Genomic DNA, 14419 nt, shown 5'->3' with positions numbered 1-14419 from the left:
AAAAATCCCTAGAAATCTATCAGATAATGAAATCATGAAGGAGGTAAAGACTATGTTAAAAGTTACCAAAACACGCCAAACAACGGTAGAATTTATTGTAATTGAGGACAAGCAAGAGAAACTTGTCAAAACCACAGTAATCAACACGGGTGCCGATGCGGTTTCGACTGTTTATGAAACATTACATGAACCAGAACTCTATGCCAAAAATCGTCGAGATATGCGCAAGCATGAGCAAGAGTTGCGAGAGTTACGCTATAAAATTGAGGATGAGATTTTAGCTGAACTTGAAGCAGAGAATGCTGAAACAGACTGAGGGGGTGAATGAGTGCTACCTTGGTTGAAAGATAGTGCTGTCTTGGTCGCAATTGTCACGGTGTCTGGTGGGGTCATTGGTACTTTAATTAGTACAGTAGCTGACTTTTTCATCAAACGCCGTGACAACGAGGTCAAGCGAGGACAAAAAGAAATCATCCAGTCGTTGGATGTCTTAAAAAACGACAATATAAAAATAAAGGCAGACTTAGCTAGTAATGCAGAGGAACTTGACAAGCTAAAAAAGAACTCTAAGGACATCACTAGATACCGCTTGTATCACGACATGACAAAAGACATTCTAAATGGCTATACCACATTAGAAAACAAGCGTGAAATAGCTAAACTATTTGACTCTTACAAAATGTTGGATGGAAATGGTGAGATTGAAATGATGTATAAAGAGGAGTTTGTTGACTTGCCTTTGCGAAAGGAGAAGAAAGATGAAATTGACAAACAAGCAATATGACGTTGCCAAAACAACGGTAACCATCGTAGCACCAGCTGCAATCACTTTAATTTCTGCTTTGGGTGCTTTGTATGGATTTGATGCAACAGTAATCAACGGAACTATTGCAGCCGTGGCGACTTTTGCGGGTACTGTACTTGGTGTCTCTAGCAAAAATTACCATCAAGAAAATAATTAGGGAGGCATATCATGAAAGCAATAGGGAAAATTCTACTGATTTTGGTCTTGATACCGCTATTTATTGTGATTAGCTTTGTTGTTTTCTTGGTTAGCCCGTTTTTAGAATTATTAATAAAGGGGGATTGACATGCTAAATCAGATTGTTTTGTATTCCAAGAATTTAGCCAATGCTAGAGCAGGTGTTGATAAAGACGGTGCATGGGGTTACCAATGCGCAGATTTATCTTGTTTTATTGTAAAAAATTGGCGTGGTGTTGACCTTTGGGGGAATGCTATTAATTTGTTAAATAGTGCAAAAGCGCAGGGCATTAAGGTTGTGCCGTATACGCCTGGTCTCAAACCTAAGGCAGGGTGGATTTTTGTTATGCACTACGTTGCAGGAGATGGTATTGATTATGGTCACACTGGCGTAGTTGTCGAGGACAGCGATGGCAACAGTATGCGTACCGTTGAACAAAACCTTGCGGGTAATCTTAACGTTGGCAGTCCAGCACAATATCATGTCCGTAGTATGAATGGTATGGTTGGCTTTATTGTGTTGGCAGATTCTCCAGATTCAGAACCAGCCAAACAAATAGAAACCGGTCGTATTGCTGAAACTGGGGTATTTACTTTGAACAGTACAGCAATCAATGTACGCCGACAGCCCCACCTTTCTGGCGAAATTGTCGCAACATATCAGATTGGCGAAAGTGTAACCTATGATAGCTATCTAACTGCTGCTGGTTACCGTTGGATTAGTTGGATTGGTCGTAGTGGCAAGCGTAGTTATATGGCTATTGGTCAAGTCGATGCTAACGGTCGCCGTATAAGTTTGTGGGGGACATTAAAATAGCCCATAACAGCCCAGATTTGGCTTTCAAATTGCAAGGGGTATGATTTACCCTATAATACAAAAATAATCGCTCCAGGGTAAAATCTGGGGCGATTATTTGTAAGTATTGAAGATGTGTCAAGAGTTTCTGCCCCAAATCCGCCCCAAAAGTTTATTTTTAGGAGGTTTTATACGAGGCGAAAAAGTAGTAAAACGGCGAAAGAATAGGCTTTTTGTCAACTAGTAAAAACCTATATACCTTTGTTTAATTCTTTGGTGATCATAATAATGTGCTTTCTAACAAGAATCTGTATTCACAAGTAAAGTGTTTTAATATAAGAGATAGTTTGTCGCTAATCAAGACAGTTTTTTGGGGGATGGGCTCAAGCCCAGCGCCACTTCTCAGAGTTCGTGTCAACATCTCAGCGCAGTGGTTGATTGGGTTTAACAGTCACTACTCTGACTGTTGGAGCTGTGCGGGAGTGGGAGTAAAATAGGCCGGTGGAGTGAAACAGTTTGGGGAACTGTTTCAGCTGGTCACCTTAAAACTAGAAAGTGATCATAGAAGTCGAACCTACGGTATTGGAAGTGAGGGAAACTCGTTTTGAGATCAATCGAGTTCTTTCTCACTCCCAAAAAACTAACGATGAATAGCTGATAAACTAGCCTTAGATGGAAGTGCTGAACTGTGAATACAGGTTCTTAAATCTTACTTATTAGTTTAACATGGAAAGACAAAAAAAGCATGTTTGAAAGATGAGATAACATAAATAGATATTGAAAACGGTTTAAAATTTGATATAATAAAAACAAAAAAGCACCGAATCGGTGCGCAAAATTGTGTACGGACAAAGCCTTATTTTAACTCGCTGTGTTGTTTCGAATGGTTTCAACAAAATCATTATATAGCATCTTATAGATATTTGCAAGAGTTTTTATAAAAAATTGTTGCACTCTAAACTAACATAGCGCTAAAACTAAATATAAATCTCCATAAGTATAACAAATCTTTCAAGAATGATAAAATTTTTGTTCTAAAAATAGCTAATTTCTTGAAATACCCCATCGAAAGTTTTATATTTTATTTATATTTAGGGATGTTATATTTGAGAGACTCATTAATCTCATAAATTTCACAAAAGCATCAAAATATAATAATCAAATTATAAGGAGTAAAACTATGATGAAGAAAAGTTACGCTATAGGAATAGATATAGGTACGAACAGCGTTGGGCACTGTGTTATGTATACAGAGAACTACAAAGTACCTTCCAAGAAAATGAAGGTATTTGGAAATACCGAAAAGCAGTACATAAAGAAAAACTTACTTGGCACCTTGCTGTTTGATGAGGGCAATACAGCAGAAAGTCGCAGACTAAAGCGAACAGCTCGCAGACGTTACACACGCCGCAGAAATCGTATGTTATACTTGCAAGAAATATTTGCAGAAGAAATCAATAAGATTGATGACAGTTTTTTCCAACGTCTTGACGATTCGTTTCTTATTGTTGAGGATAAACAAGGAAGCAAGCACCCTATTTTCGGGACCTTGCAGGAAGAAAAAGAGTACCACAAACAGTTTCCAACTATTTATCATTTAAGAAAACAATTAGCAGATTCTTCTCAAAAAGCTGATATTCGATTGATTTATCTTGCTTTGGCTCACATTATTAAGTATAGAGGGCACTTTTTATTTGAAGGGGATTTAAAATCTGAAAATAAAGATGTTCAACATTTATTTAATGACTTCGTTGAGATATTCGACAAAACTGTTGAAGGTAGCTATTTATCAGAGAATCTACCAAATGTTGCAGATGTTTTAGTTGAAAAAGTCAGTAAGTCTAGACGTTTAGAAAATATTCTTCATTATTTTCCAAATGAAAAGAAAAATGGACTGTTTGGTAATTTTCTTGCACTTGCCCTAGGGCTACAGCCTAATTTTAAAACAAATTTCGAGCTGGCTGAAGATGCAAAAATCCAATTTTCTAAAGAAACGTACGAAGAAGATTTGGAGGAGTTATTAGGTAAAATCGGGGATGATTATGCTGACCTATTTATCGCGACAAAATCCTTATACGATGGGATATTGCTGGCAGGGATCTTGTCAACAACTGATTCTATAACAAAAGCTCCGCTTTCTAGTTCAATGGTTAATAGATATGAGGAGCATCAAAAGGATTTAGCTTTACTAAAGAACTTTATTCATCAGAATTTGTCCGATTCCTATAAAGAATTTTTCAATGATACTCTAAAAGATGGTTACGCGGGTTATATTGAGGGTAAAACTACCCAAGAAGATTTTTATAAATTCGTTAAAAAAACAATAGAGAAGATTGAGGGAAGCGATTATTTCATTGATAAAATCGACAGAGAAGATTTTTTAAGAAAACAACGTACCTTTGATAATGGCTCTATTCCTCATCAAATTCATCTTCAAGAAATGCATGCTATCATCCGCAGACAGGCTGAATTTTATCCGTTTCTAGCAGAGAATCATGATAAGATTGAAAAAATACTAACTTTCCGTATTCCTTATTATGTAGGCCCGTTGGCACGTGGAAAGAGTGAGTTTGCTTGGTTAAATCGTAAATCAGACGAGAAGATTAGGCCTTGGAATTTTGATGAAATGGTTGATAAGGAAACTTCCGCCGAAAACTTCATCACTCGTATGACAAACTATGATCAATACTTGCCGGATCAAAAGGTTCTTCCAAAACATAGTCTGCTATATGAAAAGTTTGCTGTATATAACGAACTGACCAAGGTAAGGTATGTAACAGAACAAGGTAAGTCATTCTTCTTTGATGCCAATATGAAGCAAGAAATTTTTGATGGCGTATTTAAGGTTTATCGAAAAGTTACAAAGGAAAAATTAATGGATTTCCTTGGTAAGGAATTTGATGAATTCCGCATCGTAGACTTGATGGGTTTGGATAAGGACAATAAGAGTTTTAATGCCTCGCTCGGTACTTACCATGACTTGAAAAAAATAGTATCTAAAGATTTACTTGATAATCCAGAAAATGAAGACGTTTTGGAAAATGTTGTGTTAACTCTAACTCTATTTGAAGATAGAGAAATGATAAGAAAACGACTAGAGAAGTATAAGGATGTATTGTCAGAAGAACAACGCAAAAAACTGGAACGTCGCCATTATACTGGTTGGGGTCGGTTGTCTGCTAAGTTAATTAACGGCATTCGGAATAAAACTACGAGAAAAACGATTTTGGATTATCTAATAGATGACGGAACCAGTAATCGTAATTTTATGCAACTGATAAACGATGATACTCTATCATTTGTAGATGAAATCAGACTAGCACAAGGTTCTGGAGAAGCAAAAGATTATCGCGCAGAGGTGCAAAATCTTGCCGGAAGTCCAGCCATTAAAAAAGGAATCCTACAAAGTTTAAAAATTGTGGATGAATTGATAGAGGTTATGGGATATGATCCTGAGCATATCGTTGTTGAAATGGCTCGTGAAAATCAGTTTACGAATCAAGGTCGCCGTAATTCGCAACAGCGCTATAAGAAAATAGAGAATGCGATTAAGAATTTAGACCGCAACTTGAATTCAAAAATTCTTAAAGAATATCCAACAAATAATCAAGCGTTGCAGAATGATCGACTTTTTCTCTATTATCTTCAAAATGGAAAGGATATGTATACTGATGAAGAGTTAGATATTGATCAGCTCAGTCAATATGATATTGATCATATCATCCCACAAGCATTTATTAAAGATGACTCATTAGATAATAAGGTATTGACTAAATCTGCTAAAAACCGAGGTAAGTCTGATGATGTGCCAAGCCTCGAAATTGTTCATAAAAAGAAAAACTTCTGGAAACAGTTATTAGATTCTCAACTTATTTCACAACGTAAATTTGATAACCTGACCAAGGCGGAGCGAGGTGGGTTGACCAATGAGGATAAGGCAAGGTTTATCCAGAGACAATTAGTGGAAACTAGACAAATCACAAAGCATGTGGCTAGAATTTTGGATACGCGCTTTAATACGAAGTTGGATGACACTGGAAATAGAATTCGTGATCCGAAAGTCAATATTATTACCTTAAAATCAAGCTTAGTATCCCAATTTAGAAAAGACTATCAATTGTATAAAGTACGTGAAATCAACAATTACCATCACGCTCATGATGCCTATCTGAATGCAGTAGTAGCAACAGCTTTATTGAAAAAGTACCCTCAGTTAGCACCAGAATTTGTTTATGGAGACTATCCAAAATACAATAGCTATAAATCTCGTAAATCGGCAACCGAGAGGGTCTTATTTTATTCTAATATCATGAACTTTTTCAAGCGAGTTGTGAAGTCTTCCAAAACAGGGACGGTAAAAATTAGACCTATTATTGAGGTAAACAAGGAAACCGGGGAAATTGTTTGGGACAAAAAGTCGGACTTTAGAACGGTTAGAAAAGTCTTATCTTATCCGCAAGTGAATGTTGTGAAAAAAGTAGAGATGCAGACTGGCGGATTTTCTAAGGAATCCATTTTACCACATGGTAATTCGAACAAACTCATTCCTCGAAAAACCGAAAAATTCTATCTTGATACAAAAAAATATGGTGGATTTGATAGCCCAACAATTGCTTATTCAATTTTACTAATTGCAGATATTGAAAAAGGGAAGGCCAAGAAACTAAAGAAGGTCAAAGAACTCATTGGTATCACCATTATGGAGAGAATGGCATTTGAAAAAAATCCTATTGAGTTTCTTGAACATAAGGGGTATAAGAATATTCAAGAAAGGAATATTATAAAACTACCTAAATACAGTCTATTTGAATTAGAAAATGGACGGCGAAGACTTCTAGCTAGTGCGAAGGAGTTGCAGAAGGGAAATGAAATAGTTTTACCACCTCACTTGGTGACACTGCTATATCATTCAAGTAATATTCACAAAATCACTGAGCCCATTCACTTAAACTATGTTAATAAAAATAAACATGAGTTTAAAGAACTTTTGAGACATATATCAGATTTCTCTACTAGATACATTTTGGCTCAAGATCGTCTGAGTAAAATAGAAGAATTGTATGATAAAAATGATGGAGATGATATTAGTGATTTGACGAGTTCATTTGTAAATCTGCTAACCTTTACGGCTATTGGGGCTCCAGCTGCATTCAAATTTTTAGGTTCCGTTATTGATCGTAAACGTTACACTTCAATCGCTGAGATTTTAGAAGCTACCCTCATTCATCAGTCTGTGACTGGTCTCTACGAAACACGTATTGATTTGAGCAAATTAGGAGGAGACTAATGGGCTGGCGGACTGTTATTGTAAATACACACTCCAAACTATCATATAAAAATAATCATTTAATTTTTAAAGATGCAACTCGGACAGAAATGATTCATCTGTCCGAGGTTGACATCTTATTGCTGGAAACAACTGATATTGTGCTGTCTACGATGTTGATCAAGCGATTAGTAGATGAAAATATTCTGGTTATTTTTTGTGATGATAAGCGACTACCAACAGCACACTTGATGCCTTATTATGCTCGGCATGATTCCAGTTTGCAGCTTTCGAGGCAAATTGACTGGGAAGAAGCAGTCAAAGCTGAAGTTTGGACACATATCATTTCCCAGAAAATACTAAACCAAAGTATCTATCTCAGTGCGTGTGGTTTCATTGAAAAATCTCAATCCGTCATGAATTTGTACCATAGCTTGGAGCTCTTTGACCCTAGTAATCGTGAAGGACATTCTGCGAGGATTTACTTTAATACTTTGTTTGGAAACGATTTTAATCGAGAACTTGATAATGACATCAACGCAAGTCTAGATTATGGCTATACCCTGTTACTTAGTATGTTTGCGCGTGAGGTTGTTCTTTCTGGCTGCATGACACAATTTGGTTTAAAACACGCTAACCAATTCAATCAATTCAACCTTGCTAGCGACATCATGGAACCTTTTCGGCCTATCATAGATCAGATTGTTTACGAAAATCGAAATCATAGTTTTGTTAAAATTAAGCGTGAATTGTTTACAATTTTCTCAGATACATTTCAATACAACAATAAGGAAATGTACCTGACTAATATTGTTAGCGATTATACGAAGAAAGTGATTAAGGCGCTCAATAATAAAGGGAAAGGAGTTCCTGAATTTAGGATATGAGTTACCGGTATATGAGAATGCTATTGATGTTTGATATGCCTACAGAAACAGTTGATGAAAGAAAGGCATATCGTAAATTCCGTAAATTTTTAATCAACGAAGGGTTTATTATGCATCAATTTTCAGTCTATAGCAAGTTACTCCTGAACAATTCAGCCAGTAATGCTATGTTGGAGCGACTAAAGGCAAATAATCCCAAGAAAGGTAATATCACACTTCTGACAGTTACAGAAAAACAATTTGCTCGTATGATTTATCTCCATGGTCAGCGAGATGACTGTATAGGAAATACGGACTCTCGAATAGTCTTTTTAGGAGAGGAGATTTGATATGAAATTGAACTTTCCGTTACTAGACGAAGCTCTGACGGTCGAGAAAGCAACTATTTTTGTTGTAGAGGATACGACAGTATTTTCTCGACTGGTTAGGAATTTATATCAATATCAAGATGGATCAGAATTAAAAATTTTCGACGAACAATTTAGGTCCATAAAAGATTCCGAGCTGATGGTGGTGACAGATATTTTAGGATATGACATTAATGCTGCACCAATACTGAAGCTCATCCATGCTGATTTAGAAAATCAATTAAATGAAAAAACAGAAGTGAAATCAATTATTGAAAAATTAGCAAATTCTATTACTGAACTAATCTCTTATGAATGTTTAGAGAATGAGCTTGATTTGGAGTATGATGAGATTACGGTTTTGGAGTTGATAAAGGCGTTAGGGGTCAAAATTGAAACTATCAGTGATACGATTTTTGATAAAATTTTCGAGATTTTACAAGTTTATCAATTTTTGAATAAGAAGAGATTTCTTGTCTTTATCAATGTGTTATCTTATTTGACAGTGGATGAAATTCAGAAAACTAGGGAGTATATTGAACTTTCCAATATGGATGTTCTTTTTCTAGAACCGAGAAAAAGAAAAGATTTCCCTCAGTATGTTTTGGATAAAGACTATTTCTTACTATCGGAAAATATGGTAAAATAAATACATACAGTACAAATATTAGAAATTATTCGAAACTGAAGTCTGGCTGAGACGAATGGCGCGATTACGAGATTTTGTGACAAAAAATAGTCTACGAGGTTTTAGAGCTGTGCTGTTTCGAATGGTTTCAAAACAAATGCTATCATAGTATTAACCTAAACGAAGTTTTAGAGCTGTGCTGTTTCGAATGGTTTCAAAACATAGAAACTTTAAAATCCGAGCTTGGTACGGTTTTAGAGCTGTGCTGTTTCGAATGGTTTCAAAACGGACGAGAGGTATTTTACAAAATTGTCAGAGTTTTAGAGCTGTGCTGTTTCGAATGGTTTCAAAACGTAGCTGTGCTAGTTAATCCGATGACCTACGTTTTAGAGCTGTGCTGTTTCGAATGGTTTCAAAACAAAACATTTACAAGTATTTATTCGGTGTTAAGTTTTAGAGCTGTGCTGTTTCGAATGGTTTCAAAACCCAATTGAGCCAAAAGCACAGTCACGTCCTGTTTTAGAGCTGTGCTGTTTCGAATGGTTTCAAAACCTATCACAGTTGACGTAGGCATACTGTGCTGTTTTAGAGCTGTGCTGTTTCGAATGGTTTCAAAACTCTACTTTAGCGGAGTGATAGACGCTATTGGTTTTAGAGCTGTGCTGTTTCGAATGGTTTCAAAACTAAAATTGGACCACATCTCACGACCAGTCTGTTTTAGAGCTGTGCTGTTTCGAATGGTTTCAAAACATTGTTTCATTTTTTGTTTACCTCCTAGACGTTTTAGAGCTGTGCTGTTTCGAATGGTTTCAAAACTGCCGGTGCATGGTAATGTATTAAAGTTATGTTTTAGAGCTGTGCTGTTTCGAATAGTACAATAAGCAGTAAGTTTATAAAGGAGGGGAGTAATTGGATGTCAAAACTGTTATTTTTTAATACTTCTATTTCTAACAGTAGTAGTGAATATTGTAACTTTAATTATCAAAAAAATCACTAAAGAGATCGAAAGAAATAAGTGGGGATGAAATTGATAAAGAGCTTAATTTGATAGGTCTTCCTGATTAAATTCTACTTTATATCACTGTTTTAATTTTTTCTAGTTTTTACGATAGCCTAGAAAATACTGTCGAAATTAATTCCCCTCCATTTTCCTCCAAGATTTCTAACTCGCCCTTGTCCCATCTCCCTCTCCATGCTATACTATATATAATCGTTTTACTTCAAAGGAGACAAAGATGACAAACCTAAAAGAGCAGGTTGGGATTAAGGCGGCGGAATTTGTGACGGACGGGATGATTGTTGGGCTGGGAACTGGTTCGACGGCATACTATTTCGTGCAGGAGATTGGCCGCCGGGTTGCAGAAGAAGGGCTACAGATCACAGGCGTAACGACCTCTCATGCTACGGCAGAACATGCTGCGTCCCTTGGGATTCCCCTGAAAAATATCGACGAAGTCGAGTATGTGGACTTGACGGTGGATGGAGCAGATGAGGTTGATGGAGACTTCAATGGGATTAAAGGCGGTGGTGCAGCGCTTCTCATGGAGAAGGTGGTCGCGGTCAACAGTAAGGACTGCATCTGGATTGTGGATGAGTCTAAGGTGGTTCAAACCCTAGGAGCTTTCAAGTTGCCGGTAGAAGTTGTACAGTACGGTGCGGAAAATCTTTTCCGACTATTTGAGAAAAAAGGGTATCGTCCAAGTTTCCGTATGCGTAATGGAGAAAAACATATCACGGATATGCAGAACTTTATCATTGACCTTGATTTGCGCAGAATAGAAGACACATATGCATTGGCGGAAGAATTGGATCGGACCGTCGGTGTTGTAGAACACGGTCTCTTTATTGGATTGATTTCCAAGGTAATTGTTGGTACACCAGAAGGACCGAACATCATCGAAAAGAAATAAATTGAAAACGCTTCTCATTTTGGTACAATGAGAGGCTTTTTTATGATATAATGAAAACACGAACGTTTAGACTCTTCAAAAATCTATCCCCTTACCTCGTAGCAGTCAGACGATAGGTACTGAAAAAGCGATAGCTGAACAGCAGGCAGTGAAGCGAGTAACAGTATCTAGTTTTGATGGTTAGGAAGTTTGATACCGAGAGCTGTGACTGTATAAGTATTGCACCCCATTAAAATGTTTAGATGTGGTAACGATAATTTCCAGTCTAGCAACTTGGTTGGACGCTGATTTTGGTTGAATCTAACTATATCAAATAAAGGAGACAATTATGCCTAAATTTAAACGTGTTCACTTGGTAGTTATGGACTCTGTCGGAATCGGCGCAGCACCAGACTCAGATAAATTTTTCAATGCGGGTGTAGCAGATACAGAATCTGACACTCTCGGTCACATTTCTGAAAAAGCTGGGCTTGAGGTGCCTAATATGACCAAGATTGGTCTTGGAAATATCCCTCGAGATACAGCGCTTGCGACAGTTCCTGCTGAAAGCCATCCAACTGGTTACGTGACCAAGTTGGAAGAAGTATCGCTTGGTAAGGATACCATGACTGGACACTGGGAAATTATGGGTCTCAATATTACTGAGCCATTTGATACATTCTGGGATGGTTTCCCTGAAGAGATTTTGACAAAAATCGAAGAATTCTCAGGTCGTAAAATCATCCGCGAAGCAAACAAGCCGTATTCAGGTACAGCTGTCATTGATGACTTTGGCCCTCGCCAAATGGAAACAGGAGAGTTGATCGTCTATACCTCCGCAGACCCTGTGCTTCAGATTGCGGCCCATGAAGACATTATTCCACTTGATGAGTTGTATCGTATCTGTGAATACGCTCGTTCCATTACCCTTGAACGCCCAGCTCTTCTAGGCCGTATCATCGCCCGTCCATACGTTGGTGAGCCAGGCAATTTCTCACGAACTGCCAACCGTCACGACTATGCAGTATCACCGTTTGAAGCAACAGTACTCAACAAACTGGCAGATGCGGGTGTACCAACTTACTCAGTTGGTAAAATCAGTGATATTTTCAATGGTTCAGGTATTACAAATGATATGGGTCACACCAAGTCCAACATGCACGGTGTCGATGTGTTGATTGATACTCTGAAGTTATCAGACTTCGAGGAAGGTTTCTCCTTTACAAACTTAGTTGACTTTGATGCTGTGTATGGTCACCGTCGCAATATCGAAGGCTACCGCGATTGTTTGCAAGAGTTTGATGCACGTATTCCAGAGATTATTGACAATATGCGTGAAGATGACCTGCTCTTGATTACTGCAGACCACGGCAATGATCCATCCTATGCTGGAACAGACCATACACGTGAATATGTGCCACTCTTGGCATACAGCAAGGCTTTCAAAGGTAGTGGTGTCTTGCCAGTAGGTCATTTTGCGGACATTTCAGCAACCGTTGCGGAAAACTTCGGAGTGGACACAGCCATGATTGGCGAAAGCTTCTTATCACAATTGGTTTAATGGAGAAGCTAACGGTCTATTACAATCCTGACTGTAGCAAGTGTAAAAAATTAAGAATATTGCTGTCCAGTCAGGATATGGAAGTCAAGTGGGTTAATTATTTGGAAACGCCATTAAGGGGAGCTGAATTGACAGCTCTCTTGGAAAAAATGGGCAGTCAGCCTTCAGCAGTTATTCGGTTGACAGAAGAAGAGCGAGCAGGTTTGTCAGAAGAAGAAATCTTTGAGCGTTTAGTGGAAGAGCCTGCTCTTCTCAACCGTCCCATTATCGAGCGAGAACAGACAGCCTTCCTCTGTCGTCCGCTTGAAATCATTAAAGAAAAAATGCCAGAATATGACTGGTCAGCTTATTTATAAAAGGAGAAAATATGAGTTTACTTGCAAAAATCAATGAAACAAAAACGTTCTTGGAAGAAAAAGGTTTGGTAAAACCTGAATTCGGTTTGATTTTGGGTTCTGGCTTGGGTGAATTGGCCCAAGAAGTTGAAAACGCCATTGTCATCGACTATGCAGATATTCCAAACTGGGGTAAGTCAACAGTTGTAGGTCATGCTGGTAAGTTGGTTTACGGTGATTTGGCAGGACGTAAGGTCTTAGCTCTTCAAGGTCGTTTCCATTTCTACGAAGGAAATCCGATGGAAGTTGTGACCTTCCCAGTCCGTGTTATGAAAGCCCTTGGTTGTGAAGGCGTGATTGTAACTAATGCTGCAGGTGGTATCGGCTACGGTCCAGGTACCCTTATGGCCATTACCGACCACATCAACATGACTGGTCAAAATCCATTGATTGGCGAAAATTTGGAAGAATTTGGTCTACGTTTCCCAGATATGTCAAATGCCTACACTAAAGAATACCGTGAAAAAGCCCATGCCATTGCGGAAAAATTGGGTATCAAGTTGGACGATGGTGTCTATCTCGGTGTGACAGGTCCTACCTATGAAACACCTGCTGAAATTTTGGCCTTCAAGACCATGGGTGCCCATGCAGTCGGTATGTCAACTGTGCCAGAAGTTATCGTGGCAGCTCACTCAGGTATGAAAGTCTTGGGTATTTCTGCTATCACAAACTTTGCGGCTGGTTTCCAATCTGAACTCAACCACGAAGAAGTTGTAGAAGTAACCGAGCAAATCAAGGGCAACTTCAAAGGCTTGGTCAAAGCTATCTTGGCTGAGTTGTAAGCATTCGAAAATAGAACAAAGAGGTACATTACATGTCTATCCATATTTCCGCAAAACCAGGCGAAATTGCTGATAAGATTTTGCTTCCTGGTGATCCACTCCGTGCTAAATTTATCGCTGAAAACTTCCTTGAAGATGCAGTTTGCTTCAACGAAGTTCGCAATATGTTCGGCTACACAGGTACCTACAAGGGTCATCGTGTCTCTGTCATGGGAACAGGTATGGGAATGCCATCCATCTCTATCTATGCCCATGAATTGATTAACGAATATGGTGTGAAAAAACTAATTCGTGTGGGAACAGCAGGTTCTTTGAACGAGGATGTTCATGTCCGTGAATTGGTCTTGGCACAGGCAGCTGCGACCAACTCTCGTATGATCAATATTGACTGGCCAGAGTACGATTTGCCACAAATCGCTGATTTTGATCTTTTAGATAAGGCTTATCATATCGCCAAAGAACTCAACATGACAACGCATGTTGGCAATGTTTTATCATCAGATAGTTTCTATTCTCCAAAATTGTTTAGTCGCAACTTAGAATTAGGTCAACTAGGTGTCAAGGCTGTAGAAATGGAAGCAGCTGCACTTTATTACCTAGGTGCTAAGTTTGGCGTTCAAACGCTTGCCATTATGACGATTTCAGATAGCTTGGTTAATCCAGAGGAAGACACCACAGCAGAAGAGCGTCAAAATACTTTCACGGATATGATGAAAGTTGGTTTGGAAACTCTGATTGCAGAATAATTAAGAATAATTCTGGGAGTGGGAAAGACATCCATGATGGCTCCGCCTTCACCCACAGAATAATGAAAACGAACACAAAGCCCTCACTAGGTGTATAATCTTAGTGAGGGCTTTGTGGTTGACGAGTTAATGATGTTAGT

The 14419-nt window shown here is 38.2% G+C and carries 13 protein-coding genes and 1 CRISPR repeat array; all 13 genes read left to right on the top strand.

Annotated elements, in window-relative coordinates:
* Positions 1 to 52 precede the first annotated feature (52 nt).
* Positions 53 to 316: a hypothetical protein gene (locus K5Q29_RS02960; RefSeq protein ID WP_221876945.1), complete on the top strand. Its 264-nt coding sequence runs from the start codon at positions 53 to 55 to the stop codon at positions 314 to 316.
* A 12-nt stretch (positions 317 to 328) separates the two neighbouring features.
* Positions 329 to 784 carry a hypothetical protein gene (locus K5Q29_RS02955; RefSeq protein ID WP_221876944.1) on the top strand — a complete coding sequence of 152 codons (456 nt, stop codon included), beginning with the start codon at positions 329 to 331 and terminating at the stop codon, positions 782 to 784.
* Entirely contained in the window at positions 759 to 962 is a 204-nt protein-coding gene (locus tag K5Q29_RS02950) for a phage holin (protein ID WP_014736074.1), read from the top strand. The genes K5Q29_RS02955 and K5Q29_RS02950 overlap by 26 nt, the downstream gene beginning before the upstream one ends.
* A 129-nt stretch (positions 963 to 1091) precedes the next feature.
* Positions 1092 to 1799 (top strand): CHAP domain-containing protein, encoded by a 708-nt coding sequence (locus K5Q29_RS02945; protein ID WP_221876943.1) that lies wholly within the window; start codon positions 1092 to 1094, stop codon positions 1797 to 1799.
* A gap of 1162 nt (positions 1800 to 2961) precedes the next feature.
* The gene (cas9, locus tag K5Q29_RS02940; protein WP_105139793.1) at positions 2962 to 7065 is read left to right on the top strand and encodes a type II CRISPR RNA-guided endonuclease Cas9; all 4104 of its coding nucleotides are present in this window, start codon (positions 2962 to 2964) and stop codon (positions 7063 to 7065) included.
* The gene (gene cas1, locus K5Q29_RS02935; protein WP_105139788.1) at positions 7065 to 7931 is read left to right on the top strand and encodes a type II CRISPR-associated endonuclease Cas1; all 867 of its coding nucleotides are present in this window, start codon (positions 7065 to 7067) and stop codon (positions 7929 to 7931) included. Before cas9 ends, cas1 begins: the two co-directional genes overlap by 1 nt.
* Positions 7928 to 8260: a CRISPR-associated endonuclease Cas2 gene (gene cas2, locus K5Q29_RS02930; protein WP_024381495.1), complete on the top strand. Its 333-nt coding sequence runs from the start codon at positions 7928 to 7930 to the stop codon at positions 8258 to 8260. The genes cas1 and cas2 overlap by 4 nt, the downstream gene beginning before the upstream one ends.
* Position 8261: 1 nt before the next feature.
* A complete protein-coding gene (gene csn2 / locus K5Q29_RS02925) occupies positions 8262 to 8927 on the top strand; it encodes a type II-A CRISPR-associated protein Csn2 (RefSeq protein WP_105139789.1) in 666 nt (221 codons plus the stop codon).
* A 98-nt stretch (positions 8928 to 9025) separates the two neighbouring features.
* A CRISPR array of direct repeats spans positions 9026 to 9788; the repeat unit is 36 nt; unit sequence GTTTTAGAGCTGTGCTGTTTCGAATGGTTTCAAAAC.
* Positions 9789 to 10141: 353 nt separating this feature from the next.
* Positions 10142 to 10816: a ribose-5-phosphate isomerase RpiA gene (gene rpiA / locus K5Q29_RS02920; protein ID WP_002935597.1), complete on the top strand. Its 675-nt coding sequence runs from the start codon at positions 10142 to 10144 to the stop codon at positions 10814 to 10816.
* A 328-nt stretch (positions 10817 to 11144) separates the two neighbouring features.
* Positions 11145 to 12356 carry a phosphopentomutase gene (locus K5Q29_RS02915; RefSeq protein WP_012027384.1) on the top strand — a complete coding sequence of 404 codons (1212 nt, stop codon included), beginning with the start codon at positions 11145 to 11147 and terminating at the stop codon, positions 12354 to 12356.
* Positions 12356 to 12712, top strand: a complete 357-nt coding sequence (locus K5Q29_RS02910; RefSeq protein WP_105139791.1) for an arsenate reductase family protein — start codon at positions 12356 to 12358, stop codon at positions 12710 to 12712. Before K5Q29_RS02915 ends, K5Q29_RS02910 begins: the two co-directional genes overlap by 1 nt.
* 11 nt (positions 12713 to 12723) lie before the next feature.
* Positions 12724 to 13533 (top strand): purine-nucleoside phosphorylase, encoded by an 810-nt coding sequence (locus tag K5Q29_RS02905; RefSeq protein ID WP_105139792.1) that lies wholly within the window; start codon positions 12724 to 12726, stop codon positions 13531 to 13533.
* 32 nt (positions 13534 to 13565) lie between these two features.
* On the top strand, positions 13566 to 14279 hold the full coding sequence (gene deoD, locus K5Q29_RS02900) for a purine-nucleoside phosphorylase (protein ID WP_014638302.1): 714 nt from the start codon (positions 13566 to 13568) through the stop codon (positions 14277 to 14279).
* The last annotated feature ends 140 nt before the right edge of the window (positions 14280 to 14419 follow it).

The organism is Streptococcus sp. 2018037 (genome assembly GCF_019754195.1).
Classification (GTDB): Bacteria; Bacillota; Bacilli; order Lactobacillales; family Streptococcaceae; genus Streptococcus; species Streptococcus hashimotonensis.
This window is presented reverse-complemented; position numbering and strand designations above follow the sequence as displayed.